We start from the raw sequence: 25,685 nt of genomic DNA, 5'->3' as shown, positions 1-25,685 counted from the left end.
CCGGTGCGGTGGCGGACTAGGGTCGGCCGCGTGACTGAGCCCTCCTATCTGACCGCTGTCCGCGAGTCGTACGACACGGTCGCCGCCGATTACGTCGCACGCGTTCCGCCGCCCGCCGCGATGGACCCGCTGTCCCGAGCGATGCTGGCGGGGTTCGCCGAACTGGTGCGGGCGGCCGGTCCGGGGCCGGTCGCGGACCTGGGGTGCGGCCCCGGCCGGGTGACGGCGTATCTGGCCGGGCTGGGAGTGTCCGCCTTCGGCGTCGATCTGTCGCCGAGGATGGTCGAGTTGGCCCGGCACGCCTATCCGGACCTGCGGTTCAGCGAGGGCTCGATGACCGCGCTGGACACGGGGGACGACGAGCTGGGCGGCGTCCTGGCCTGGTACTCCACCCACCACACCCCTCCGCGGTGGCTGCCGGCGGTGTTCGCCGAGTTCCACCGCACGCTCGCGCCCGGCGGGTACCTGCTCTGGGGTGACTACGTCGGCGACGAGCGGCTGGCGCCGACCCGGGGTTACGGCCGTCCGGTGTCCTACGAGTCGTACCTCCTGCCCCTGGACCGCGTGGTCGGCCTGCTGGAGCAGGCCGGACTCGTCGTCACCGCGAGGGTGGAGCAGGAGCCCGGCGGACGAGTGAACCGACCGCACGCCTGCCTGCTGGCCCGCAAGCCGCCGAGGGCGGATGCCGCCACCTCAGTCGCCCGCCGTCAGGGAGCCGGGCCGCGATGACCGGCGGCCAACCGACCGCGAGTACGGCCGACTTCACGGTCGTCGCGTCGGCCAAGGGCACGTCATCCTCATCCGTTGCCGTCACTTGAGCGGGTCGTGTCCCCAGTTCATCAACGAGTAACGCCACTTGGTGTCGGAGACATCCCCGCTGGGACGCTGCTTGATGTGCCGGTGCACATAGCCGACGACCTTGCGCATGTGGGCGAGGTCGTCGTCGGAGAGGTCGCTCTTCCTGGTACGCAGCAGATCGACGATGCGGCGACCGGAGGCGTGCCCCACGCTCTCCCCGGCGTCGCCGCTGTGCTGCCCCGCCCCGTTCGACTCGTCGGTCCCCAGCCACTTCTCCAACTCGGCCGGCGTCATGTTCACCACCTCGTTGAACTCGGCGATGATGCTCTTCCTGTCGTCCTGCTCGTGGGCGGCCATGCCGGCATCCTTACGCGCGCCGAAAGGGGGCGCACGGCGGCGCCGCCGTACGTGCGACGCCACAAGCGCCCGGCGGCGGGCTCGACTGAGCCGGTCTTCGCCGCTTGGGCGCGGGCGGGTCTGATGGGGGCCACCGTGGAAGACATGGTGGCCGCCACCCTCGCGTGGGCCGCTTGCGCTCCGGCACTCAGAGCCACCCCGCTGCTGACTGATGCCGGTGCCAGGGTGTTCTTCAACGGGGGCACCCGAACGCGATACGCGCGGGGCCGGGACAGCCAGCCGGTCAGAGTCCGGATTCCGACGCTCCACAGGGGTCCGGGCGCGGCAGAGGCCGACGATCACGAGGTTCCCTCCCGTCCGTCCGGGGTGATCTTTCCCGGCACACGCGGTCACCTGGTGGAAATCGGGTACCCGGTGTGGATGCCGGGCCGGTGGCCGTCGCGAGCGGGTGCGGGCCGGGCAAAGTGGACAACAGGTGTGACGAGAGGATGTGCGTTCCATGCCCCCCACCGAAGCCCAAGACACGGCTCGTGCCGCCGTGTTCGATGTGGACGGCACTCTCGTGGACACCAACTACCTGCATGTGGCGGCGTGGTGGGAGGCGCTGCGGCAGGCGGGGCACGATGTGACGTCGCAGGCGATTCACCGGGCCATCGGTCTCGGTTCGAGTGATCTCGTGGCTCATCTGCTGGGCGCGGACCGGGCGCGTGAGGAGGCGGAGGCGCTCAGTGCCGCGCACCAGACGCTGTACGGGCAGTACTTCGGGCGGCTGACGGCGCTGCCGGAGGCCGGGCGGCTGCTGCGGCGGCTGGCGGACGACGGGTGGAAGGTCGTACTGGCCACGTCGGCGAGCGGTCAGGAGTTGTCCGCGCTGCGGACCGCGCTCGACGCCGACGAGGCGATCACCGGCATGGCGAGTGCCGACGACGTCTCCAAGGGCAAACCCGCCCCCGAGCCGGTCCAGCAGGCACTGGAGCTGGCCGGGGCGACACCGGAGCGATCGGTGTTCGTCGGGGACACCGTGTGGGACATGCAGGCGGGCACTCGGGCCGGGGTCACCTGCGTGGGGCTGCTGTGCGGCGGGATCCCCCGCGAGGACCTGGAGAAAGCCGGCGCGGACGTGCTGTACGACGCCCCGGACGCGCTGCTCGCCTCCCTCGCCCAGAGCCCGCTGGGGCGCTCCTGAAGCGCGTCACTCGTCGACCGCGCTCTCCGTACGTGCCACGGCCTGGCGGGCGGCGAGGTGGCCCGCGATCTTGAACGCCAGTTCGTGCGAGCCGAACGTATCGGCGCGGGCGCGGCGCAGAACCACCCGAGCGGCGACGACGACTCCGTGCTCGGGCAGGCGCAACTGCTCCTCGATCCCCAGGGCGGCAGCCGCGAAGAAGCGCGGCAGGGCATCGGCGGGCTCGTAGTCCACCGTGAGATCCCGGGCCACCTCGAAGACGAAACCCTCCTCCGCGGGTTCGAAGTCCACCTCGATCCCGGCGAACTGCGGCGCGCAGTTCTGCTTCTTGTGCAGTACCCGTACGCCACGGATCGGATACGGCGGGAAGCGGCGCGGCGCTGACGTCATGCCGGAACGCTACGCGCCCCCGGTGTGACGGCCGCCATCCGCATAACCGCCGTGCAGGGGGTATCCGGCCCACCTGGACGGATGTAGTGAGCAAGGGTTCGAGGCGAAGCGCATGGAGTGGTTGCGGAGCTGTACCGCGTGGGTGAAGCGGGCGTGGAGCACGCCGGGGCACGAGCGCAACACGGCGCTCCTGGTCGGCAAGAGCGCGCTGGCGGCGACGCTGGCGTGGTGGATCGCGTACGACCTGCTGAACGCGGCGTCGCCCGCCTTCGCACCCTTCTCCGCCGTGCTGATCATGAACGCCACGGTCTACAAGTCCGTCTGGCAGGCGCTTCGCTACACGGCCGCGGTCACCGTCGGCGTGGCCGTCCAGGCGGCCATCGGATTCCTCGCCGGGCCGGATCTGTTCGCCTTCGTCCTGGTCGCCGTGATCGCCCTGTGCATCGGCCGGTGGCCGGCCCTGGGCGAGCAACGCTCCCAGGTCGCCACCGCGGCCTTCTTCGCCTTCTCCACGTACGCCACCGCGACCACCACCGCCGACAAGGTGAACCAGCTCGGGCAGATCATCCTGCTCGTCCTCATCGGATGCGGGCTGGGCGTGCTCGTGAACCTGTGCGTCGCGCCCCCGCTGCGGTACCGCAGCGCCGAGCACGGCCTCCAGGTGCTGGCCGGGCGGATCGAGACCCTGCTGGACGACATGGCCGACGGCCTGGGCACCGGAGAGGTGGACTCGGACCGGGCCGCCAAGTGGCGCCGGGCCGGCGAGAGGGCGCAGCATGCGGTCGGGCAGGCCCGCGCGGGTCTGGACACGGCGGAGAGCAGCCTCCCCCTCAACCCCCGCCGCTTCCTGCCCGCCCACCGCGGCTACCTGGGCTTCGACCGCTACCGGCAGAGCGTCGACGCTCTGGAGCGGGCGGTCTACCAGCTCGGCTCACTGACCCGCAGCCTCGGCCGCTGGCGCGAGGCCGAGGACACGTACACCTACTCCCCCGCTCTCAAGGCGTACGCGGACTTCGCTGCCAGTCTGCGCGACATCGCGCACGTCATCGCCGAGCTCGACAGCGACGCCCTGGCCGAGCAGGCCCAGGAGATGTGCCGGCTCGCGACGATCGCCCACGAAGCCCTGCAGAAGGTGCTCGGCGCCGCCCGCGACAACGAGCTGCCGCTCTCGGACGCCTCGCGCCCCTACGGCGTCCTCGTCGTGGAGGCCACCCGGCTGATGGAGGAGTTCCAGAACACCTGCGACGCCCTCAAGGACACCGCTGCTGAGTCGTAGTTCTCACTCGGCCACGGCAGGCTCCCCGAAGGGGGCGGGGGTGTCGCGGACGCCCAGGCGCAGGTGCTCGACGTGGTAGAGGGCCTGGTCGAGGAGTTCGGCCACGTGGCTGTCGTAGAGCGAGTAGACGATGGAGCGGCCCTGGCGCTCGCCGGTGACCAGGCCGAGGTTGCGCAGCAGGCGGAGTTGGTGGGAGCAGGCCGAGGTCTCCATGCCGACGGCCTTGGCGAGGTCGCCGACCGCGCAGGGGCCCTCCTGGAGCCGGGCCAGGATGTGGAGCCGGGACGGGGTGGCGAGGGCCTGGAGGGTGGCGGCGACGTCGGCGGTGCCGACCGCGTCGAGGCGTTCGCGGGTGCTGGCACTGCTGCTGGTGACGCGTCCGTGGCCCATGCGTCCATCATAACGACGACACTTGAAGACATGTTCAATCGTTCCTGTACGGTGGGAGGGTAGTCCGTTCCGCCCGTGAAGGGTTGTTCTGTCGTGTCTTCTGTACTGGACCGTGCGTCCTCCGCTCCTGTCGCACCGGCAGCCGGCCGGCCCCGGCGCCGTACTCGTGTCCTGGCGTTGCCGGAGGCGCGCTGGGCTCTCGCGGCGCTGGTGCTGTTCCTCGTGGCGCTGCCGGTCCACCTGCTGCACGGCCCGGCGTGGCTGTGGGGGACGCTGTTCGCCGCGACCTATGTGACCGGGGGCTGGGAGCCGGGCTGGGCGGGGCTGAAGGCCCTCAAGGACCGGACGCTGGACGTGGACCTGCTGATGGTGGTGGCCGCTCTCGGGGCCGCCGCGATCGGGCAGGTCCTCGACGGTGCGCTGCTGATCGTCATCTTCGCCACCTCCGGAGCTCTGGAGGCGGTGGCCACGGCCCGCACCGCCGACTCGGTGCGTGGACTGCTCGATCTCGCCCCCGCCACCGCCACCCGGCTCCTGCCGGACGGCACGGAGGAGGCAGTCGACGCCGGGCACCTGACGGTCGGGGACACCGTCCTGGTCCGGCCCGGTGAGCGGGTCGGCGCGGACGGCCGGGTGATCGACGGTACGAGCGACGTGGACCAGGCGACCATCACCGGGGAACCGCTGCCGGTGGCGAAGCGGGTCGGGGACGAGGTGTTCGCCGGTACCGTCAACGGCACCGGCTCCCTGCGGGTCCGTGTCGAGCGGGACCCGTCGGACTCGGTGATCGCCCGGATCGTGAAGATGGTCGAGGAAGCCTCCGGGACCAAGGCGCCCACCCAGCTGTTCATCGAGAAGATCGAGCAGCGGTACTCGATCGGCATGGTGGCCGCGACCCTCGCCGTGTTCGCCGTGCCCCTCGCCTTCGGTGAGACCCTCCAGCCCGCGCTGCTGCGGGCGATGACCTTCATGATCGTCGCCTCACCGTGTGCGGTGGTCCTCTCCACCATGCCGCCGCTGCTGTCCGCGATCGCCAACGCCGGGCGCCACGGCGTGCTGGTCAAGTCGGCCGTGGTCATGGAACGCCTGGGCCAGATCGACGCCGTGGCGCTGGACAAGACCGGCACGCTGACCGAGGGCACCCCGCGCGTCACCGACATCCGCCCCCTGGCCGCCTCCGGGCTGACCGAGAAGGAACTGCTGCGGCTCGCGGCCGCCGCCGAACACCCCAGCGAGCATCCGCTGGCCCGCGCGATCGTGGACGCCGCCCGCGACCGACGGCTGCCGCTGCCGCCGGTGACGGACTTCGCCTCCACGCCCGGTACCGGGGTGCGCGCGAAGGTGGAGGGGCGCACGGTGGCGGTCGGCAGCCCGGCGCGCCTGCTCGACCGCACGAGCGCGACCGTGGCCGCACGCCTGGAGGAGCAGGGCCGTACGGCCGTACTGGTCACCGTCGACGGCACCCCCGTCGGCGTACTCGGTATCGCGGACCGGCTGCGGGATGAAGCCGGTGCCGCCGTCCACGCGCTGGTCCGACTGACCGCGTGTGCCCCCGTGTTGCTGACCGGCGACAACGAACCGGCCGCACGGGCCCTGGCCGCCGAGGTCGGCATCCCCGAGGTCCGCGCCGGGCTTCTCCCCCAGGAGAAGGCGGGCGCGGTGCAGGAGATGGCGCGGGCCGGCCGCAAGGTGCTGGTGGTCGGCGACGGCGTCAACGACGCTCCCGCGCTCGCCGCCGCCCATGCCGGCGTCGCCATGGGACGGGCCGGGTCCGACCTGGCGCTGGAGACCGCGGACGCCGTCGTCGTCCGCGACGAACTCGCCGCCATCCCCGCTGTCGTACGGCTCTCCCGCGCCGCCCGGCGCCTGGTGATCCAGAACTTGGTCATCGCCGCCGTGTTCATCACCGCCCTGGTGCTCTGGGACCTGGCCGGCACCCTTCCGCTCCCCCTCGGCGTGGCCGGACACGAAGGCTCCACCGTCATCGTCGGCCTCAACGGCCTGCGCCTGCTCCGCGAGGGGGCGTGGCCCCGGGACCACCCTGTGGATTCGGTCACTCGGGATCTTCGGTGAGGTCTATGCGCACGACATGGCGGGCACCGGTGATCCACCACCCGTGATCCTTGTGCGACTTGAGAAGAAGAGGGGTCGTCATGACCGGACAGCAGCAGCGTGACCACGCCGGGCAGGGCCAGGAGCACGAGTGGCCGGGCGTCACGGTCCACGAGGCGGACCCGGCGGCCGTGGAGGCCGACTTCTACCACGTACGCGAGACGGTCGGCCCCGAGGACCAGGAGCTGCTGGCGACGGTGCGGGACTGGGCGCGCAAGAACCTCGCTCCCATCGCGGACGACTACTGGGAGCGCGGCGAGTTCCCGCACGAGCTGATTCCGCAGTTGCCCGGACTCGGCATCGCGGGGCTCCAGTTCAAGGGTTACGGATCGCCCGGCCGGGGCGCCCTGGTGGCCGGGCTCGTGAGCATGGAGCTCTCCCGCGTCGACCCCTCGTTCGCCACGTTCCACGGCGTGCACAGCGGCCTCGGCATCGCCTCGGTCATGGAGTGCGGCTCCGAGGAGCAGAAGCAGCGGTGGATACCGGAGATGCTGCGCTGGGAGCGGCTGGCCGCGTTCGCCCTGACCGAGCCCGGCGTGGGCTCCGGCACCTCCCGCGGACTGACCACCACCGCCCGGCGCGAGGGCGACACCTGGGTGCTGAACGGGCGCAAGAAGTGGATCGGCAACGCCACCTTCGCCGACCTGGTGATCGTCTGGGCGAAGGACGAGGCCGACGGCGAGGTCAAGGGCTTCGTGGTGCAGCAGGGCGCGGAGGGCTTCACCCCGCACCGCATCGACGGCAAGGTCTCGCTGCGCACCGTGCAGAACGCCGAGATCGAGCTGCGCGACGTACGGGTGCCGGAGGCGGACCGGCTCCAGGAGGCGAACTCCTTCAGGGACACCGCGAAGGTGCTGCGCGCCACCCGGCTCGGGGTCTCCTGGAACGCGGTGGGCTGCGCCATGGGCGCGTACGAGGCCGCGCGCGCCTACACCCTGGAGCGCGAGCAGTTCGGCAAGCCGATCGCCGCCTTCCAACTGGTCCAGGACCAGCTCGCCCGCATGCTGGCCGACATCACCGCCTGCCAGACCATGAACGTACGGGCGGCGCAGCTCCAGGACGCCGGGCAGCTCACCGACCAGCAGGCGTCCATGGCGAAGATGTTCAGCACCACCCGCACCCGCGAGGTCGTCGCCCACGCCCGCGAACTCCTCGGCGGCAACGGCATCCTCCTGGACCACGAGGTCGCCCGCTTCTGGGCCGACGCCGAGGCCCTCTACTCCTACGAGGGCACCCGCGACATGAACTCCCTGATCGTGGGCCGGGCGGCGACGGGAATCAGCGCGTTCGTCTGACGCACCCCGCGGGCCGCAGCCTCCGCGGCCCGCGGAACAGACGGCGGCACATCCCGGGCCGATTCCCGCCAGCACATGGCCGTTGGCACTCCTACGCTGCGCCCATGTCACACCGCTTCGCCGACGTCATCGACCTCTACCTGCTGTCCGGCTCCGAGTTCACTCGCAGGCTACGCGCGGTACGGCCCGAGCAGTGGGCGGCACCGACGCCCTGCCCGGAATGGGACGTGCACAGCCTTGTCAACCCCATGACTCGGGGAAACCTCAGCTATGTCGCTCTGCTGAACGGCGGCTCGGCTGCCGAATTCCTCCGGCTCCGGGACAGGAATGCCCTGCACGGCGACCCGGTGTGTGCGTACGTCCGGTCGATGCGGGAGTGCGCTGCGGCGTTCGGGGCGCCGGGTGCCCTCGACCGGATACTTGACCATCCCCTCGGCCCGGTGACCGGAGAACAGGCCCTCGCCATTCGTACCACGGACGCGACCATTCACTCGTGGGACCTGGCAAGGGCGATCAATGCCCCGGAGCAACTCGATCCCGGCCTCGTCGCCTGGGTGGAGGACAACCTTGTCGATATCTATGCCGGCCTGGCGGAGTCGCCCGTGACCGTCGAAACCTCCCACCGTTTCTTCGCCGCTCCGACGGCACCGCCCCTCGCTGAGGAGTCGCGGCAGGCCAGGTTGTTGCGGCTGATGGGCCGCTGAGCGAAGAGGAACTCCGGCTCGCCCTCGATCGAACGACACAGGTGAGCAGCACGGCAGGAGGACAGGCGGGGGTGGAGAGCCTGCTGCAACGGGCTGGGCCGCTCGTCAGCAGCCGGTGCCCAGTGAGCTGAACTCCAGGCGGGTGTGGTCGTGCGCGGCGGAGGCGTCGCCGTAGGTCGTGCGGGTGACCCGGTACCAGAGGTCGTCGCGGGAGCGGTTGCCGCCGACGTCGTCCAGGCGTACGCACCAGCGCTCGGGCCTGGTCACGCGCCGGTACGTCTCGGTGCCCTGACGGACCTTTCGGCAGCGCTGGTAGTGCTCGGTGGTGTACCAGGTGCGTACGGAGCGCCGTTTGCCCGAGCCGGTGCGGCGGGTGTGGGTGACGCGGCGGGTCGCGTCGGTGCAGCGTCGTACCAGGTGCGGGCGGGTGGCCCTGGTGGTCACGGCGGAGACGTGCCGTACCTCGTCGCGCAGTCCGGACACGGTGTCCGGGGAGGGGGCGGGGGCGTCGTCCACGGTGCGGACGTGGTTCCCGGCGCTCGTGTGCGTTCCCCCGGCGCCGCCCGAGCAGCCGCCCACTCCCGCCATCACCAACGCGGTCACTCCGGCCACCGCAAGTCGCCTGCTGAACATCGTTCCCCCTTCGTGCACGGACGCGCAGCGTAGCCGACCGCCGTCCGCCCCCAGCGAGCGTCCCAGCCTGTCGGCGTACAACCAAAAGGACAGGTCAGCGGTCTCATGGGCGTCCGGCTGCCTGACCCCCCTTCTCCCCAGGAGCACCACGCGCCTCAAGCAGGTCTCGCTCGCGGCGGCGATATCCGTCGTCGCGGGGCTGACCACCGCCACCGTCGGTCTCACCGGTCCCCTCGCCCGGGCCGACGGCGCGAACGCGTTGCCCCTGTCGCACTACGCCCACATGGTGGTCGACGGTCCGGACCTGAGAGGGGCGGCGCTACTCCACCGCTCCGGTGCGGAACGGGTGGTCGCCGTCGTCGATCCGTAGCACGGTGGTCCCCGGCCAGCGACCGGGTGCGCCGTCTGGGCCGGGCGCTCCGTCCGGGGATACGTTCCGGGTGGGGCGCTCGGTCATGGGCCGGCCCTGTCCTACGCAGAGGGAGAAGGCAGCGTGGCGATTCAGCGGATGGACAATGTCGGCATCGTGGTGGCGGACATGGATGCCGCCGTCGCGTTCTTCATGGAACTCGGCATGGAACTGGAGGGCCGGGGGGAGGTGCGGGGCGGCTTCGCCGACCAGTGCACCGGACTCGACGGCGTCCACTGCGACATCGCGATGCTGCGGACCCCGGACGGCCACAGCCGGCTGGAGCTGGCGAAGTACCGCAGCCCCGAGGTGATCGAGGACGGCCCGCGCGACCGGCCGCACAACATCCTGGGCACGCACCGCGTCATGTTCGCCGTCGACGACATCGAGGACACCGTGGCCCGCCTGCGCCCGCACGGCGGCGAACTCGTGGGCGAGATCGCCCGGTTCGAGGACAGCTATCTGCTCTGCTACCTCCGGGGCCCGGAGGGGGTCATCGTCGGCCTGGCCGAGCAACTGGGCTGAGACCTCAGAACCTCGATGTCGCGGCAGAACCGGCGGTCCCGCTCGGCCAACGCCGTGCGTGGGCCGGCGGAGCGCAGGACGACGTCCAGGGCGCGGTCGGGGTCGGCGGCGTAGCAGTTGCTGAACCAGGCCATGTTGGCCTCGACCACAGCCCACTCGGCGCCGGACTCGGGGGCGGCCAGAAGGCCGACGTCCACCACCACCGCACTGGGCAGGCCGGCGCCGCACACCGAAAGGAGTTCGGCCGCGAACGCGCGGACGGCGGCTTCGTGCCGGTGGCCCTCCAGGGGCTCGGGGTCGAGGCGGCCGAAGGTGGTGTACTGCGAGCCCGTGCGGACCTCTCCGTCCAGGACGTACAGGCGGAACTCCGCCGCCCAGGTCACCACGTCGCTGATCAGCACGGGGGCGTCCGGGCCGGGCGGGAGGTCGGCGCCGGCGGGGTAGACGGCGGCCGGGAAGCTCTTCTCTCTCGGTGGCTTCACGAAGGCCGGCCGGGACAGGCGGCGCGCCTCGCTCAGAGTCGACATGGCGATGTGTCGTCCCGTGTACTCGTACGGCAAGGTCGCCAGCCAGGCGTCGGACGGTTCCAGGAGCGCGACCTCGAGGTCGTCCACGACGCGTGCCGCGAAGCCGGGGCCCCCGTAGTAGTGGGCGCCTCGCCTCCCCGTGGCGGCGCCCCCGAGTACCTCCACCTCCATCCCCCGCCGCCGCGCCGACGCCGAGAGCAGCTCCGACGTGGTGGTGTACTGCGGCGCCAACGCCAGAAACCCCTGCTTCTTCACGGTCGATGACGATGCCACCGACCCGGCCCGGCAGTCCACCGGCATATGGACGAGCGGGCGGGCGAGGGAGCACGCCCTCGCCCGCCCGGTGTCCGGTCAGCCGGTGTACGCCTCCACTTCGGAGAGCTGGGCCGCAGGCCAGCCCGTGTTGCCCGTGACGGTCACCCGGAGGTAGCGGGTCGCGGCGCCGCCGAGCGGGATGGTCGCCGTGTTCCCGCTGGACGGGTTGAAGGTGTAGCCCGCCGACGGCTTCAGCGTGGTGAAGGTGGAGTTGTCCGTGCTGCCGAGCACGCTCAGCGTCTGGGTGCGGGTGGCCCACGCCGTTGCCGGGGGCAGCTTGAGCACGACGCGCTTGACCGCTTGTGCCGCGCCGAGGTCGACGGTGAGGGACTGCGGGAAGGCGTTGTTGGCGCTCTCCCAGTAGGTGTTGGTGTCGCCGTCCACGGCCTTGGTCGCGGGGTAGACGTCGGTGTGGCTCGTCTCGGTGACCGGGCGGCCCTTGGCGAGGTTGAGGGTCGGGTCGGTCGGAGGATCGGTGGGCGGGGTGGTGGGGCCGCCGCCGGGCACTCCCCCGTTGGTCCACTTCGGGTCGGGCCAGGTGCCGGTGCAGGCGGGCGGGTCGGCGTACCAGCCGCTGTTGCCGGTGCCGCGGGTGATGACGAATCCGGAGCCCACGCAGTTGTGGATGGGATTGGACTGGGCGATGTGCGTGGCCGTGACGTTGGTGAACGAGGCGTTGCCGGGCGCCTGGATCTGGAGGGCGTAGGTGCCGGCGCCGTCGATCCGGACGTTCTCGAAGTGCAGCCCCTTCGTCGCGCCCTCGATGTTCATGATCGCGGCGTAGGAGCTGTCGAGGATCTCCGTGTCGGTGATGTTCACCGTGGCGTCCAGGGCTTCATTGAGCCCGCTGAACCAGACCGCGCCCACCCCGAACTGCCAGTTGTAGTCGTTGTTCCCGGCCCGGATCAGGGTGTTGCGGGCCGCTGTCGTGGTACCGGAGACGGCCGTACCCTGACCGGAGTTGACACCGGGATACCGGTTGGCCACGTGCAGACCGCCGCCGTTGGTGACGGTGTCGGCCATCACGTTGTCGGAGATGGTGATGTCCTTGCCGCCGTACGTGACGATGTTGTTGGCGAGGACGGGCAGGATCACCGTGTTGTAGGTGAACTTGTTCTTGACGTTCGGAATGTTCTCCGCCCACATGGCGAGTCCGTCGTCACCCGTGTTGCGGACGAACGTGTTGGTCACCGTGGAGTTGGTGACACCCATGTGGAAGTTCACGCCGTCCGCGGTCTGGTCCAGGATGCGGCTGTTCTTGATGGTGAGGTTGTCCATGGGGCCGTCCATCCAGGCCCCGCACTTGGTGTGCTGCAGCCACACGTTGTCGACGGTGGAGTTGGACAGCGCGCCCCCGATGGCGTTGACCTGGTCGTCGTCGACGCGCTCGCGGATGTCCCCGAGGATGGCGAAGTCCTTGAGCGTGACGTTCTTGCTGCCCCCCTGATTGGCGTACTTGCCGTACACGCCCACGGCCTTCGCCCGGTTCACCGGGTCGCGGCCGGTGAGGACGCTGTACCAGGGGCCGGCGCCCGCCAGGGTCACCTGGTCGACCACTATGTGGTCCCGCACCTGGAAAGTGCCCTGAGGTATGTAGACCGCCCTGCCCTGCGCCTTGCCCGCGTCGACCGCCGCCTGGATCTTGGCGGTGGAGTCGGCCGCGCCGGTCGGGTCGGCGCCGAAGTCGCTCACCACGTCCAGCGCGCCGGACGGCTTGCCGGTGGGCGCGGCCACCTGCTCGAAGTCGGCGAGGTCGATGGTGAACGTCGGCGAGGCGCTGGTGGACGACACCTGGAGGCGCACCTTGGTCCCGGCCGGCAGGGTCGAGCCGAGCAGGGTACGGGTCTCGTCGTAGAAGTGGTGGGGGTTGGAGTCGCCGGGGTTGTTGTTGAAGGGATAGCCCCCGTAGTACCAGCCGTACTTGGACGTCACCGGGACGGACTTGAGCTGAGTGCCGTCGATCTTCAGGTCGAGGCTCGCGTCGCGCCCGGTGCCGGCCGCGTTGTCGGGCAGCGAGTAGCGGAAGGACATCGCGTTGGCCGGCGCGGTCAGGGTGAACTCGACGTACTCGCCCGGCGCGTCCAGGGTCACCGCCTGCCGGCCGGACGCCTCGGAGGGGAGGTGGCCGTAGAGGCGGTCCGGTCCGATGAGGGTGCCGTTGGTCGCCGCGTACTCGGCCTCCTGTTCCTTGAACGGGACGGTCGCGCCCCGGCCGGATATGCCGACGGGGGACGGCGCGGGCACTCCGGCCGCGTGGGCTTCGGGCGCGAGCGCCACGGCGACGAGCGTGCCGGCCGCGGCCAGCGCCATGGACACGGTCGCCGCCAGGGCCCGGCGCAGGGATCTGCCGTTGGGGGGTGCAGTCATGGGTGTGCGTCCTCACGGCTCGTGGGGGTGAGCAGACGCAAGAAAGCTAGGAGCGCACGGAAATGAAGTCCATGAAGCTGCGCAAGATTGTTACAGGGCGATGCAGATTCTCGACTATCCACAGGCCGCCCAGGCCGTTGATCCACATGGCAGGATTGCCGAGCCGCGCGGGGCACGTCGTCCTGGCGCTGCTCAAGAGCGTCCTTGGAAGAAATCGGCTGGGTCCCAGGCATGACTGCTGAGTGGTACGTCCTCATCGAAGAGGACACGCGGGTGACGGAGTACGTCGATGGCAACCAACTGAAGCTGCACCGCTGGATGCTGACGGGCACCCATCACATCGAGGGCGACGAGGCGCAGGCCGTCGCCGCCGCCGAGGACGCGGCTCTGCACTACATACCTGACACCATCGCCCGGCACGCCAAGCCGGGGGACGAGCCGGCCCGGCACGCGCTGCTCGCCCAGGACGGGGCATGGGTGGTGATCGTGCGGCAGCGCCACCGCGAGGCCCGCATACGCGTGACGACGGCCCGTCTCATGCACTCACGGGAGGAGAAGGAGGCGCCGCCGAAAACCTTGAAGGAGTCCCTCCGAGGCGCTCTCCAGGCCCCGCCGCCCCTTCCGAAGCCGTGGGCGCCGCCCGGTCAGGCGTGAGGAGGCTCCTCACCTGAGCTGATCACCCGGTGATGCGCCGCGTGATCAGCTCAAGCAGCCGCAGGACCGCCGACCAGGTCCGGATGTCCGGCACCCCCGGCGCCTACCGCCAGCTCCTCGTCCCCCGCGGCTCCCAGCGGCCGGAGTGGCTCCCGGTCGCGTGACGGACCGCGCCGGGGCGGTATCCCCCGCCCCGGCGCGGTCGTCGGTGTGTCCCGGTCCTCGATGCTCAGCCGACGCCCACCGAGAAGTTGGTGACCGCCAGCCCCGCTCCGTTCTCCCAGGGTTCGAAGCCCGCCTGGACACTGGTGAGGTACCAGTCCCGGGTGGCCAGGCCCTGGGAGACGGTGTGGTCGATGAAGTGCTTGATGTCGAAGTCGAGGCGGGTCAGGGACGAGTGGGCGACGTACGAGATCACGTCGTTCTGGCCGTTGCTGCCCCGCCACACGTCCCAGGTCTGCCCGGCCAGGGACACGGTGCCGGTCGTGGAGCCGATCGGCTGGACAGGGCCGGTCCGGTTGAGCCAGATCATGATCTCGGTCTTGTTGACGCCGTCCCTCTTCGGCGTCGGGTCGAGCCAGATGTCGTAAGCGGCGTCGTACACCGCGTCGCCGACGTACTGGTAGGCGATGCGGGTCGGCACGCCGCCGATGTTCCCGATCCGCTTGGGGAGGTTCGTGCCTGGGGAACAGTTGGTGTAGTGGCAGCCCGCGAAGATCGAGGGGTACGACTTCGGGGCGCCGTTGGTGGGCACGGAGCCGTCGGCGCGGATGAGCCGGAAGCCGTCTCCGACCTGGGTCACGCACTGCGGGGCGGAGGTGCCCCAGGCGTTGTTCTGCACGACGTAGCCGCCGGGCGTGGTGACCGAGCCGAACTGGTCGCAGACCTGGGTGTCCGCGTAGGCGGAGCCGGTGGCGGTCGTGAGGGCGGTGACCGAACCGGCGGCCAGGAGGAGGGCGGCCGCGAGGGGGCGCGACTTGCGCGATTTGACGTGCACGGGAGATGTCCTTCCCTGCGTGCGTGCGGGTGGGGGGCGGCGGTCTACGGCTCGACGCCCCAGGCGAGCGTGCCGTTGACGTAGACGGTCACCTTGGGGGCGTCGGCGTAGGAAGTGCCGGTGCCCCGGCTGTAGTCGTCGGTCTCGTCGAAGTTCGACCAGTCCGCCTTGGCGAGCCTCAGTTGGAGATCACCGGTACTCGCGCCCGCGGCCAGCGAGCCGGAGGTGAAGGTGACGTCGAGGGTGTGGTCGGCCCCCGTGCGGGCCACCGGGAGCGTCGTGACAGCCGTCCTCACGGTGGAGCAGCCGGGCTGGGCGTAGTCGCACCACGTCTGGTAGCCGGCCGAGGCCGACTCGCCGGTGAACCAGTAGCGGACCGTCACCTTGTACAGATCGACGGCGCCGGAGCCAGAGTTGACGAGCTGGATGCCGGGCCTCATCTGGTTGTCGTTGGCCGAGGAGTCGTTGTTCTTGTACTGCGCCTTGAGCCCGGTCGACCCGCCTCCCCCGCCGGACGCCTTCGTGGTCGCGGAGACGGCCGCCGATGCCGCCGAGACGTTCCCGGCCGCGTCCCTGGCCTTGACGGTGTACGTGTAGGCGGTGGCGGCGGCCAGGCCCGTGTCGGTGTACGAGGTCCCGGTGACGCTGCCGGCCTTGGTGCCGGCACGGTAGACGTCGTACCCGGTCACCCCGGTGTTGTCGGTCGCCGCTCGCCAGGTGAGGGAGACGCTGTCGGCCGTGGTGGCGGAGACGGCGAGGCCGGTGGGCGCGGACGGCGCCTGCGTGTCGCTTCCGCCGCCCGAACCACCCACCGGGGGGTAGGCGTTGGCGAGCAACTGCCGGAACTCCGCCGAGAACCAGTGCCCGGCCAGCGGCGAGTCCGGCAGCGCCCCGGTCGGGTTGTTGCCGTTGCGTCCGTTCCCGGCGTAGGTCGGGTCGCACATCCGGTCGAAGCCCTTGCCCTCGTCGTTGTCGAGGGGCTGGCTGGCGCCGTCGGACTCGCCCGGCGGCTTGGCCCAGACATACGCGTCGATGCCCGTGTCGGGCGCGGTCGCCGGTCGTTCGCCCAGGCCCGCACCGCTCTGGTTGCACCAGTTCCCGGCATGGATGCGCCGGTCGATCCGGCCGCCGTCGACATAGGCGTCCACGCTGGTCGAGGGGCCGGGACCGGTCGGACGCGCGGAGCCGCCCCAGCCGTTGCGGGAGGTGTCGATCAGCATGCCGATGCCGTTGTCGAAGCCCTGGGCGACGAGCGCGGAACGCAGCCCCTGGGCGAACGTCGTCTCGTCGTCGTACTGGTTCCAGTCGATCCACTTCGACTGGCGCACGGTGGTGCCGTTGACCGTGTCGGTGATCTTGACGTAGGGCTCGCGGGTGGGCGAGTAATTGGCCGTGTTGACGATGAAGCCCGTCACGTCGCTCACCGTGGCGCCGCTGGTGGTGGCGGCCTTCTTGAACTCCTGCGCGGACGGGACCAGGTTGGAGTCCCAGCCGAGCCAGCCGTGGTGTCCGGCGTCGAGATAGTTGTAGGCGTTGGGCAGCGCCCCGAGCTTGTGCAGGGCGTAGCCGACGCCCTTCTCGTAGTTGCCGTTGGCCTTCATGGTGGCGCACTGGGGCGTGGAGCCCGCCGTACCGCCGGCGTTGGTGACCAGGTTGGGCAGCGAATCGGGTTCGATGAGGTTGACGATGCGCAGGCTCGCGTACGCCGGGTCGGCCAGGACGGCCGCGATCGGGTCGATGTAGTCGCTCTGGTAGCGGCCCAGGTCGTCGGGGCCCAGCTCACCGTTGGAGGCCAGGGCGGCGCAGTCCCGGCCCGGCAGGTCGTAGATCACGAGCTGAACGAGGTTGGCGCCCTGCGCCTTCGCCGCGTCGAGATGGGCCCTGAGGCCGCGGGCTTGCGAGGTGCCGCTGATCGCGGCGATGCGGTCCAGCCACACGAAGGTCGGCTGGTCCGACACCGCCGAACCACCGGGCTCCGCGGCGGCCTTGGCCGACCAGTCGGGGTTCACGTAGGGCTTGGCGCCCACGTAGGGATTGTCCAGCTTGGCGGCGGCGGAGGCGGGCTGGGGCACGGCGCTCAGGGAGAGCGCGCCGAGAAGTGCGGCGGCGGCCAGCACGGCCGCGCGTCTCGGCGCGTAAGGGTGTGCGGCTCTACGGGAGGACATGCGGGTCTCCTGAAGGTCACGGTGAGCGGGTGGGGGTACGGCATCGCGCTGACGGTGCACGGCCCTGGACCGTGCACCTACCTTGGGAGCGCTCCCACCGTGCGACCGTCACACACAGCTGTCAACACCTGGTGCTCGAACTCACCTCCAGAGAGGCTTACTTGGCGCTTTCTGCACACCCCCTTGAGAGGTGCGGATCAGGCGTCCAGATGGCCGAGCACCCGGCCCATCGCCTCCCGTACGGCGGCACGCGCCTCGGCGGTGTGGTCCAGCGTCTCGAAGCCGTGTCGGCAGTGCGGAGCGGCGATGACCTCCACCTCGGCGCCGCACTCACCGGCGGCGTCCAGGAAGCGCTCCACGGTCGCGTCGAGCATCGGGTCTTCCAGCCCGACGCGCGTGAGCACGACCGGCAGGTCCCCCGCACCGCGCACCGCTGCGACCGGACGGAACCGGTCGCCGTCCGTGCCGTGACCCGGAATCGGTTCCAGCAGTGGGTAGTTGGCCGCGAGGCACCGCAGCCACGGCGGCGGCGCGGACAGCCAGGGCGCCGCCAACGGGCCGCCGCCGGAGAAGAACCAGAGGGCCACCCGGTCACCGTCGACCCTGGGATGTGCGCGGACGAGATCGACCGCTGCGGCCACGTCCTCGGCGGCGCGTGCGAGGTCGTCCGGCGCGTGCAGCCGGTGGTCCAACGTGACGCCGACCGCTCCCAGCTGCGCGGCGAGTGCGGCGTACCCGGTGAAGGTCGGCCAGTCTCGCGGCGCCGGCCGGACACCGGGGGGCAGCGGGCCGCCGTGGACGAACACCACTGCGGGGCCGGCCTCGTGACCATCGGGCAGATACAGGTCGACGCACTCCCGGCGCTCCCGTGGCCGTTCCGGCACGTCCAGGACGAACGGCCGGAGATGGTGGGGTACATGGCCGGCAGGGAGTGCGAGGCTCTCCCCCTCACCCGCCGCCGCCTGCCGCAGGGCCTTGGCCAGCAGCTCCGGCTCGGACAGCATCGGCCAGTGGCCGGTGGGCACTTCGAGGAAGGTGTTGCCCGGCGCGGTGAGCAGGCTCAGACGCGGGACGCCCAGAGACGCCATCCAGCGCAGCCGGTCGATGGTCGAGCCGTCGGCCGCGCACAGGACGCCGGTCCTCGGGATGCGGGCGGCGCCCTCGGAGAGCCGTAGCGGCTGGGTGAGAGTGGCGGCGGCCTGCGGCAGGGCCCGCGCGGCGAGCTGGTCGAGCACGGCGGGGGTGAGCCCGTCGGTACTGCCCAGGCGGTGCCATTCCTCGCGTGCCGGCGGCGGCACCTCGGCAGCGCCGCTCGCGGGTCGGGGCAGGGCGGGGAGTACGTCGAGGGCGCTGTCGCCGTCCTCGGGCAGCCCGGCCGCGTCCAGGTGCACGACCCGGACCACCCGGTCCCGGCGCCGGTCGGCGGCGCCCAGAGCCGGGAGCAGTCCGTAGCCGTGCCCGACCAGCACCACGGGCTCACCCGCCGCGTCCACCTGGCGGATCACCTCCGCGATGTGCGCCTCCAGGTCGGCCGGGGCAACAGAACCGCCCCCGGAGAGCGTCGCGCAGAACACCCGCGCCCCCGCGCGCCGCAGCACCGCCGCCACCCGCGCCCACACCCAGTCCCCCGTGTGCGCCTCCGGCACCAGGACGAACGCGGCCTCGGCCCCTGTGTCCACTGTCATCCCCGACTCCTCCCACTGGAACGGCGCGACCCTGTCCCCGGCCGCGCGCCGCTACCGTAGGAACTCCCCCTGGAGGAGGTTCAAGGCGTGACCGGCAGTACTTCGTGGAGCATCGGGGAACTCGCCGCGCGGGCGGGCGTCACCGTGAAGACCGTCCGCTTCTACTCCGACCAGGGACTACTGCCCGAGACCGGCCGCAGCTCCGGAGGCCACCGCCGCTACGGTCCGGAAGCACTGGGCCGGCTGCGGATGATCCGCTCCCTGCGCACCCTCGACCTCCCCGTACCGGACGTGGGCCGGGCGCTGGAGCGGGACGACGCACTGGAGTCACTGGTCGCGGACCGCCTGCGCGAACTGCGGCCCCAGCTGACCTCGCTGCGCTGGCGGGAAGCCGCGCTCCACCTCCTCACGGACTGCTCGCCGGACGAGCGTGCCCGGCGGCTGGACCTCATCGGCGCCATGGGCCTCCCACCCGACACCGACGTCCTCGCCCGCTTCTGGCGCGGGTGGCTCTTCCCGGCCCGGCTGCCGGCCTCCCTGCTGGCCGGGATCGTCGACACCGCGGTACCCGCACCGTCCCACGACCCCACCCCGGCGCACGTACTGGCCTTCGGACGGTTGCGGGCGATCGTCACGGCGCCCTGCCCGCCGGGCCTCCTGGACCGGCCGCCCGCGCCGAAGCGGTTCGACGACGGCTTCCGTCCCGCCGTCCTCTACTCCGGGCTCAAGGAGGCGTACGACCTCGCCGCCCCCGAGCTGCGGGCCGGCCGGGCCCCGGCCGGGGGTGAGGCCCTGGACCGGTTCGTCGGGGCATGGGCGGAAGCCGGGGGCGCCCGTGACAGCGCGGCGTTCCGGCGACGCCTGACCGGCGTCCTGGCCGGCGAGCCCCGTCTCGACCACTACTGGGACGTCGTTTCCGAACTGGCGACCCCGCCCGGCGCCCCGCCGGAACCCACACCGGGCGCGGCCGAGGCGTGGCTGCGCGAGGCACTCGCCGGCACGGCCGGAGCCCCTGAAGAAGGCACCTGGATGCGATCGTGCTCGTATGAATGACCTCGGCGACGCCCACCTGCGCACCTGGGCGCTGCGCTTCATGACCCTCCTCGCGGCCGACCCCGAGGATCAGCTTGCGTGGCTGGGTGAGCAGGCGGTGGAGACGGGTTCCGTGGTCGAAGAGGCACTGCTGCTCTGCCGGACCTGGGAGGGGCTGGTGGAGCGCGGGGTGGGCGAGCCGGCAACCCTCCGCGACGCAGGGGCCATTGGGCGGCGGCTCGGTGACTTCGCGGACGCGCCCCACGCCGGGCTCTGGGCCGGTGAGCTGGCCGCGGAGCCGGTGTGGGGCGACGTACGTTCCCTTGCCCGCCAGTTCCTCGTCACGGAGCTGGGCGACTGGCGTCAGCCACTGCCACCCGCGGGTTCCTAGGGGCGCGGCTGGGGGGACGACGGGGCCTTGCGGTGCACGTCGCACTCCTTCTCCGTCAGGGGGCGCCGGTCCCCCGCGCGGCGGGAGCAGAGGACGGTGCGGTCGTAGTGGGCGCCGCCGGTGTTGGCGACGCGGACCAGGGAGATGGCGTAGTTGTCGCGGGTGCCGGGTTCGAGGCCCTGGTCGCGGGCGTTGTCCTGGGTGACGGCGGTGAAGTCGATGCGGCCGGTGGCGAGGTTGTCGATGTTGGTGCGCAGCAGGCCGGACCACGCCTCGGCCCGCCCGCGCGGCTGCCCGTCGCCGGTCGCGGCCCGGTAGAGCACCTCGGTGGCGTCGTGCATGAGCATCGTCTGTCCGTCGCTGAGCGCGCTGTCGGTCTGCGGGGTCGCCGCGCTCAGGCCGATGATCTTCTCCTGTTCGGGGCCGAGTTTGCGCAGGTTGTTGACGAAGATGGTGCCCTGGTTCTTGGTGCCGGGGGCGGTGAGGACCAGGTGGTAGAGGGTGACGTTGGCGGCGACGCTGCTGCGCTCGGAGTCGAAGCCCGCCTGGGAGAGGTCGTCCCCGGCGAGGACCGCGATCTGCTTGCCGTTGCAGCCGGGCTCGGAGGTGATGCCGTCCATCAGGGCGTTGACGTCCTCGGTGCGGCCCGCGAAGTAGACGACACGGGGTACCTCGCCTTCTTGGCAGATCTGGTCGACCTGGCGGCCGAGGACCGGGCGGCCGTTGCTCAGCTCGTACCGTTCGAGCCGGTCGACCCGGTAGCCGACGTCGGTCAGCATCCGGGCGCCGTGGTCCATCTGCTCACGGGTGTAGCGGTCATGGGTGACGGGACTGCGGCCGAGGACGACGGCGCGGCCGGCGGTGCCGTACCCGTGGGTGCCGGGGGCGCGCAACTGCTTGGCCAGCAGCCTGAGTTGCCGTACCTGCCACTGGTCCGTGGCGGCCAGGTTGAAGAAGTTGGGCTTGTCCAGCAGCCAGGTGCCGGAGTTGGTGCCGGAGACGACAGGGAGTTCGGCCTGGCGCAGGGTCTCCAGCACCTTGTCGGTGTCGGTCATGTCGCGGCCGATGCCGACCACGCCGACGATCGTACGGTCACGGCGTGCCACGTCCACGATCCGCTCGGCCATCGCGGCCTGACTGGCCATGTCCGTACCGCCGTTGGCGACCAGCAGGCGCAGTTTTACCGGCTGGGAGGCGTTGTTGGCGTGCTGGGCGATGTAGGCGCCGCGCAACTCCTCGAAGCCCTTGACCAGCTGGTCGTCGTTCTTGCCCTCCGGGTCGGGCCCGCTGAGTGGACCCGCGTAGACCAGCGTGACGTAACCGCTGTTGCCGATCGACTCGTTCTCCTCGCGGATCAGTTCCTGGAGCTGCCGCGCGACCGGGAAGGTGACCCCTCCCGTCGCCACGCCGACGCACTCGGGGCCCTTGCCACCCGGCGTCTCGACCCGGCGGGTGTCCTGGTTGGCGCCGCGCAGGTCGCTGGAGCAGTACTGGCTGGTCAGCCGGTGGTCGCGGACGCCGAGCCCGAGCCCGGTGGCCACGAGGACGAGGGCCAGCGCGGGCAGTGACCACAGCCAGGTCCAGCGGGGGCGCCCGGTGGACAGCCGGGAGCGGCGCGGGGAGCCGACGCCGAGGTCGGGGTGGAGCAGCAGCCCCTCCGGCAGCGGCACCCGCAGCACCCACGGCAGGGTCCTGCCCTCCAGACTGGGCGACTGGCTGACCCGGCGGGCGCGGTTCCAGCTCGCGTACCAGGCGGGCAGGTCGGCGCCCGAGCCGTTGAAATGGCTCGCGGCGGGCTCGGCCGCGTAGCTGCGCTGCAGCAGGGCGATGTCCTCGTGCCGGACGGCGGCGATGACGAGCAGTGGGTCGAGTTCGCTGCGGATGCTGCGGATGTCGCTGATGGCGCGCACGAGTTCGATCAGGCCGTTGTCGGGGGTGGCGTCGGGGAGGACGAGCACCGGCGGGGTGGGGCGCTTGCGTCCGCGCAGGTCCAGCGACCAGGCGCGGTGCGCGTCGCGCAGGTCCTCGCGCAGGGCGTGCACCCGCAACTGGAGGTGGCGGCGCTGGGCGTCCTCGTCGCCGCTGCCGGTGCGGTGCTCGTCGAGGAGGCCGCCGTCCTGGATGTCCCGTGCCACGGCGGCGACCCGCTGGCGTACCGCGCCGGGCGGCCAGAGCCGCAGCAGGCGCCAGGTGAGGCCCTCGCCGCGGTCGGCGCGCGGGCCCTGGTTGAGGTAGGTGGTGCTGAGGAACCAGCGGACCTCGCGGCGCAGCCCGAGGAACACCGGCGCGCGCCCCGGCAGGATGCTCAGGGCGAGCAGCGCGGCCATCACCACGGCGAGGAACAGCAGCGTCACGTACCAGGGCTTGTCGGTGATCAGTACCGCGACGACCGCGATGAGCAGGGCGGGGACGGTGCGGGAGGCGTCGGTGGCGGCGTCGCGCAGTCTGGCCGTCCACTGGATGCCGCCGGGCCGCCAGCCGGTGCGGTTCAGCCCGTGCAGCAGTTCGTCCGGTTCGGCGTCGGGGCCGGCCTCCCGCACGACGTTCTCTATGGCGAGGAGCAGTTCGCTGCGCGGGAAGGTGTACTGGCCGTACTGGCGTCTGCCGCCGCGCCAGGCGTGCGGCTCCACGTACGGCTCGCTCCCGGACCGGGCGGGCTTGCCGCCGAGCGCCTGGACGACCCGCAGGGCGCGCACCATGGGGCTGCCGCCGTCGGTGGGGCCGACGAGCGCGGACTGCCGGACGGCGGCGAACGGCACGCCCCTGGACCGGAGTTCCTGCCGCAGCTCGGCGAGGCTGCCGCGTACCGCCTCGTCGCCCTCCGGTGATCCGCCGTCCGCGTACAGCACGAATTCCGGCAGCGCCATGGGGCTGCGGCGCCGGAACGCCTGGAAGATCGCGTCCAGCATCTCGATGAGACGCGGGGTGGTCGCGTAGTGCCGTCGGCTGTCTGCGCTGCCCAGGCGGGTCACCAACTCATGCTCCTCACGGTCGACTTGGCACTCCTTTCGGACAAGGAGTGGTGTGAAGTCTGCCCAGCCGGTGCGCCGGGCGAGGGAGAGTGGCACAAATGTGACCAGCCCGCAGCGGGAGGGGCATCCGGGGCCAGGGTGCGCAGGTCGGCCATGCCGTCGTTCTCGCCGCTGTACAGGAAGGTCAGGGTGGAATTCCACCGGAGGTAGATCCCGCGAGCGCGGAAAGGGCGGGTGTCACGATTTCATACAGCCCTCGATGACGAATGGGCAACGATTCAGGAAAGGCCGGGCACGAAAGAACGGCGTGCGGCGGAACCTCGCACCTCATCGGTGCGGGTTCCGCCGCACGCCGTTCCTCCGGAACGCGCCGCGGATTCAGTCCTTGGCGGCGTCCTTCAGCTTCTCCTTGGCCTGGCGGGTGTCGCCCGTGGCCTGCTCGGCGCGGCCTTCGGCGGTCAGCTTCTCGTTGCCCGCCCCGCGGCCCGCGGCCTCCTTGACCTTGCCGCTCGCCTGCTCGGTCGTGGCCTTGGCCTTCTCGCTGGCGCTCATGCCGCCCACCTTTCGCTGTGCCGCTGTTGCCTGACGAGAGGGCGGATGACCGCGTCCGCCGCCCGTAAACCCGGTGAACCGGATGGAATTCATGTGTGTGTGCGGCGAGGATGCGGGCATTCGGCGGTCAGGAGGTTGATAAACATGGTTCCCCTGCTTCTGGTTCTTCTTCTGGCCCTGATTCTTTTCGGTGCGGGCTTCGCGCTCAAGGCACTGTGGTGGATCGCGGTGATCGTGCTCATCGTCTGGGTGCTCGGCTTCATCGTGCGCCCCGCCGGCAGTGGCGGCCGCAAGGGCCGTTGGTACCGCTGGTAAAAGCACGCCCTGTGCGATGAAGTGGCCCGGCCGGATTCGGCCGGGCCACTTCGCCGTGTCCGGGAACGGGCGTATCGCCGCGCTTGGTGGGGTACGGGGAGAACGTCGGCCCCACGGGGGACCGCAGTGGAACCCTGCACCTCCTGCTCCCGCGGGGCCGACCCGCGTCCACCGCACCTCCTCCCCCGGCGACGTCACCCCATTGGCCTGCATCGCGTGCGCCCGTCCCGGCCGCCCGCGAGTGTGGTGCGGGTGTCGTCGAGCCCGTGAGGGAGAGTCATGATCGTCAAGTTCCTGTACGACAAGGGTTTGCGCAGCGAGCACGCCAACAACGTCGCCTGCGCGGCCATCGGCCTGTCCATCGCGTCCTGGTTCGCCTCGCGCACGGTGGAGGGCAAGGGTCTGGACCGGGCCGACCGGTGGGGCATATTCGTCGCCACCTGGCCCGCCACCTGGTTCGGCCTCGGCCAGGCACTGAGCCAGTACGAGCGCACCGTCATCTCCTTCGGCCGCTAGCGGGACTTCCCCCGGTTCATGGACGGCGTCGGAGGGGCCGGCCGAGAAGGCGGGGGACAAGCTGGGCTTCGTCAAGCGCCCGGCCACCGGTGACGTGAAGCGGTTCAAGTCCTCCGAGTGAGGGGCGGACTCACGTGAGCCCGCCCCTCACTCTGAAAAGAGGTGGACCCGGTCCTGACCGGCCGGGTAGCTTGCAGTCGACCGTGACACCGCCCGAGGAGGTGAGACCCATGAACGCTGTATCGACGTGGGTGCTCCCCCTTTCGCGTCACGGCCGGCGACTGACGTAGGTGTCGCCGGGAGCGCCTCCACACCCTGGGCACTCCCGAAAGGCACCACCATGAACTCTCTGCGATTCACCGCCGAGTCGTCCTCGGACGGCATCCGCGAACGCGACTTCACCGTGGGCGACGTCCCCGGCGTCCTCTGGTCGCCCACCTCCGCCGGTCCGGCACCCCTGGTCCTGATGGGTCACGGCGGCGGCACGGCAAAGCGGCACCGCGCGATGGTGGGCCGTGCCCGCCTCCTCGTGACCCGGTGCGGCTTCCACGCAGCCGTCCTCGACGCGCCCGGCCATGGCGACCGGCCGCGTTCCGCGCGGGACGAGCAGGACGTCGCCGAGCTGCGCCGGGCCCAGGCGGCGGGCGCACCGGAGGCACCGGTCGTCGTCCCGTACAACGTCCGGCTGGCCGAGCAGGCCGTGCCCGAGTACCGGGCGACGCTCGACGCCCTCCAGGAGCTCCCGGAGGTCGGCACCGGCGGCCCGGTCGGCTACGCCGGCTTCGGTCTGGGCATGGCGATCGGGATGCCGCTGGTGGCGGCCGAGCCCAGGATCACCGCCGCGGTCTTCGGCATGACCTGGCCGGACGCCCTGTTCGAGGCGGCGAAGCGAATCACCGTGCCGGTCGAGTTCGCCATGCACTGGGACAGCGGGCGCATCCCGCGCGAGGCGAGCCTCGCCCTGTTCGACGCCTTCGCCTCGGCGGAGAAGTCGCTGCACGCCAACGCGGGTGAGCATGTCGCCTGGCAACTGGCCGAGGCCGACAGCGCGACCCGCTTCTTCGCCCGGCACCTCTCACCGGCCCGGCCGTGAAACGGCGGCGCCCGGCGTGCACACCGGGC

Annotated in this window: 24 protein-coding genes and 1 pseudogene; 14 read left to right on the top strand and 11 right to left on the bottom strand. The window is 71.4% G+C overall.

The features are described from left to right. Positions 1-30 precede the first annotated feature (30 nt). Positions 31-729, top strand: a complete 699-nt coding sequence (locus E5082_RS23165) for a class I SAM-dependent methyltransferase (protein WP_135793168.1) — start codon at positions 31-33, stop codon at positions 727-729. Positions 730-810: 81 nt separating this feature from the next. Here the strand turns inward: E5082_RS23165 and E5082_RS23160 are convergent, their stop codons facing one another. Beyond that, on the bottom strand, positions 811-1,155 hold the full coding sequence (locus E5082_RS23160) for a DUF3140 domain-containing protein (protein WP_135793167.1): 345 nt from the start codon (positions 1,153-1,155) through the stop codon (positions 811-813). Between the two features lie 499 nt (positions 1,156-1,654). Here E5082_RS23160 and E5082_RS23155 point away from each other — a divergent pair, with 499 nt between their 5' ends. Next, complete coding sequence (locus tag E5082_RS23155) at positions 1,655-2,341, top strand: HAD family hydrolase (RefSeq protein WP_135793166.1); 687 nt, start codon at positions 1,655-1,657, stop codon at positions 2,339-2,341. A 6-nt stretch (positions 2,342-2,347) separates the two neighbouring features. Here the strand turns inward: E5082_RS23155 and E5082_RS23150 are convergent, their stop codons facing one another. Beyond that, positions 2,348-2,731 (bottom strand): hypothetical protein, encoded by a 384-nt coding sequence (locus E5082_RS23150; protein WP_135793165.1) that lies wholly within the window; start codon positions 2,729-2,731, stop codon positions 2,348-2,350. Positions 2,732-2,843: 112 nt separating this feature from the next. Here E5082_RS23150 and E5082_RS23145 point away from each other — a divergent pair, with 112 nt between their 5' ends. Continuing rightward, on the top strand, positions 2,844-4,007 hold the full coding sequence (locus tag E5082_RS23145; protein WP_135793164.1) for an FUSC family protein: 1,164 nt from the start codon (positions 2,844-2,846) through the stop codon (positions 4,005-4,007). A 3-nt stretch (positions 4,008-4,010) separates the two neighbouring features. Here the strand turns inward: E5082_RS23145 and E5082_RS23140 are convergent, their stop codons facing one another. After that, positions 4,011-4,397: an ArsR/SmtB family transcription factor gene (locus E5082_RS23140; protein ID WP_135793163.1), complete on the bottom strand. Its 387-nt coding sequence runs from the start codon at positions 4,395-4,397 to the stop codon at positions 4,011-4,013. A gap of 93 nt (positions 4,398-4,490) precedes the next feature. Between E5082_RS23140 and E5082_RS23135 the strand changes: the two genes are divergently transcribed. The 3 genes from E5082_RS23135 (at position 4,491) to E5082_RS23125 (ending at position 8,508) form a co-directional block, all read left to right on the top strand. Then, entirely contained in the window at positions 4,491-6,470 is a 1,980-nt protein-coding gene (locus E5082_RS23135; protein ID WP_135793162.1) for a heavy metal translocating P-type ATPase, read from the top strand. Between the two features lie 80 nt (positions 6,471-6,550). After that, on the top strand, positions 6,551-7,804 hold the full coding sequence (locus E5082_RS23130) for an acyl-CoA dehydrogenase family protein (RefSeq protein ID WP_135793161.1): 1,254 nt from the start codon (positions 6,551-6,553) through the stop codon (positions 7,802-7,804). A gap of 104 nt (positions 7,805-7,908) precedes the next feature. After that, on the top strand, positions 7,909-8,508 hold the full coding sequence (locus E5082_RS23125; RefSeq protein ID WP_135793160.1) for a TIGR03086 family metal-binding protein: 600 nt from the start codon (positions 7,909-7,911) through the stop codon (positions 8,506-8,508). A gap of 105 nt (positions 8,509-8,613) precedes the next feature. Here the strand turns inward: E5082_RS23125 and E5082_RS23120 are convergent, their stop codons facing one another. Continuing rightward, positions 8,614-9,141: a hypothetical protein gene (locus tag E5082_RS23120; protein ID WP_135793159.1), complete on the bottom strand. Its 528-nt coding sequence runs from the start codon at positions 9,139-9,141 to the stop codon at positions 8,614-8,616. A 493-nt stretch (positions 9,142-9,634) separates the two neighbouring features. Between E5082_RS23120 and E5082_RS23110 the strand changes: the two genes are divergently transcribed. Beyond that, the gene (locus tag E5082_RS23110) at positions 9,635-10,075 is read left to right on the top strand and encodes a VOC family protein (RefSeq protein ID WP_135793157.1); all 441 of its coding nucleotides are present in this window, start codon (positions 9,635-9,637) and stop codon (positions 10,073-10,075) included. Here the strand turns inward: E5082_RS23110 and E5082_RS23105 are convergent. Both E5082_RS23105 and E5082_RS23100 read right to left on the bottom strand, forming a co-directional pair. Beyond that, complete coding sequence (locus E5082_RS23105) at positions 10,021-10,773, bottom strand: ATP-grasp domain-containing protein (protein ID WP_229918755.1); 753 nt, start codon at positions 10,771-10,773, stop codon at positions 10,021-10,023. The genes E5082_RS23110 and E5082_RS23105 overlap by 55 nt on opposite strands. Positions 10,774-10,953: 180 nt before the next feature. After that, a complete protein-coding gene (locus E5082_RS23100; protein WP_135793155.1) occupies positions 10,954-13,284 on the bottom strand; it encodes a galactose-binding domain-containing protein in 2,331 nt (776 codons plus the stop codon). A 231-nt stretch (positions 13,285-13,515) separates the two neighbouring features. On the opposite strand from E5082_RS23100, the gene E5082_RS23095 reads away from it, so the two are divergent. Next, on the top strand, positions 13,516-13,938 hold the full coding sequence (locus E5082_RS23095; RefSeq protein ID WP_135793154.1) for a hypothetical protein: 423 nt from the start codon (positions 13,516-13,518) through the stop codon (positions 13,936-13,938). Between the two features lie 41 nt (positions 13,939-13,979). Further along, complete coding sequence (locus E5082_RS33470; protein WP_268255606.1) at positions 13,980-14,102, top strand: hypothetical protein; 123 nt, start codon at positions 13,980-13,982, stop codon at positions 14,100-14,102. Positions 14,103-14,182: 80 nt separating this feature from the next. Here E5082_RS33470 and E5082_RS23090 read toward each other — a convergent pair. The 3 genes and pseudogenes from E5082_RS23090 to E5082_RS23080 form a co-directional block, all read right to left on the bottom strand. Next, positions 14,183-14,935: pseudogene (locus tag E5082_RS23090) on the bottom strand (GH12 family glycosyl hydrolase domain-containing protein); the annotation flags it as partial. A 44-nt stretch (positions 14,936-14,979) separates the two neighbouring features. Further along, complete coding sequence (locus tag E5082_RS23085) at positions 14,980-17,100, bottom strand: glycoside hydrolase family 6 protein (protein ID WP_135793152.1); 2,121 nt, start codon at positions 17,098-17,100, stop codon at positions 14,980-14,982. A gap of 197 nt (positions 17,101-17,297) precedes the next feature. Next, positions 17,298-18,785: an alpha/beta hydrolase gene (locus E5082_RS23080; RefSeq protein WP_135793151.1), complete on the bottom strand. Its 1,488-nt coding sequence runs from the start codon at positions 18,783-18,785 to the stop codon at positions 17,298-17,300. A gap of 87 nt (positions 18,786-18,872) precedes the next feature. Here E5082_RS23080 and E5082_RS23075 point away from each other — a divergent pair, with 87 nt between their 5' ends. Both E5082_RS23075 and E5082_RS23070 read left to right on the top strand, forming a co-directional pair. After that, complete coding sequence (locus E5082_RS23075) at positions 18,873-19,838, top strand: MerR family transcriptional regulator (RefSeq protein ID WP_135793150.1); 966 nt, start codon at positions 18,873-18,875, stop codon at positions 19,836-19,838. Further along, positions 19,831-20,208 (top strand): hypothetical protein, encoded by a 378-nt coding sequence (locus tag E5082_RS23070; protein ID WP_135793149.1) that lies wholly within the window; start codon positions 19,831-19,833, stop codon positions 20,206-20,208. Before E5082_RS23075 ends, E5082_RS23070 begins: the two co-directional genes overlap by 8 nt. Here E5082_RS23070 and E5082_RS23065 read toward each other — a convergent pair. Next, positions 20,205-23,183, bottom strand: a complete 2,979-nt coding sequence (locus E5082_RS23065) for a type 1 periplasmic-binding domain-containing protein (RefSeq protein WP_135793148.1) — start codon at positions 23,181-23,183, stop codon at positions 20,205-20,207. The genes E5082_RS23070 and E5082_RS23065 overlap by 4 nt on opposite strands. Before the next feature lie 375 nt (positions 23,184-23,558). Continuing rightward, a complete protein-coding gene (locus tag E5082_RS23060; RefSeq protein ID WP_135793147.1) occupies positions 23,559-23,732 on the bottom strand; it encodes a CsbD family protein in 174 nt (57 codons plus the stop codon). Between the two features lie 144 nt (positions 23,733-23,876). On the opposite strand from E5082_RS23060, the gene E5082_RS23055 reads away from it, so the two are divergent. From E5082_RS23055 to E5082_RS23040, 3 genes are all read left to right on the top strand, one after another. Continuing rightward, positions 23,877-24,047: a hypothetical protein gene (locus E5082_RS23055; protein WP_030805403.1), complete on the top strand. Its 171-nt coding sequence runs from the start codon at positions 23,877-23,879 to the stop codon at positions 24,045-24,047. Positions 24,048-24,326: 279 nt separating this feature from the next. After that, positions 24,327-24,563 carry a hypothetical protein gene (locus E5082_RS23050; RefSeq protein ID WP_135793146.1) on the top strand — a complete coding sequence of 79 codons (237 nt, stop codon included), beginning with the start codon at positions 24,327-24,329 and terminating at the stop codon, positions 24,561-24,563. A gap of 340 nt (positions 24,564-24,903) precedes the next feature. Further along, positions 24,904-25,656 carry a dienelactone hydrolase family protein gene (locus E5082_RS23040; protein ID WP_135793145.1) on the top strand — a complete coding sequence of 251 codons (753 nt, stop codon included), beginning with the start codon at positions 24,904-24,906 and terminating at the stop codon, positions 25,654-25,656. Positions 25,657-25,685: the final 29 nt, after the last annotated feature.

Source organism: Streptomyces griseoluteus, from assembly GCF_004784465.1.
Lineage (GTDB): Bacteria > Actinomycetota > Actinomycetes > Streptomycetales > Streptomycetaceae > Streptomyces > Streptomyces griseoluteus.
This window is presented reverse-complemented; position numbering and strand designations above follow the sequence as displayed.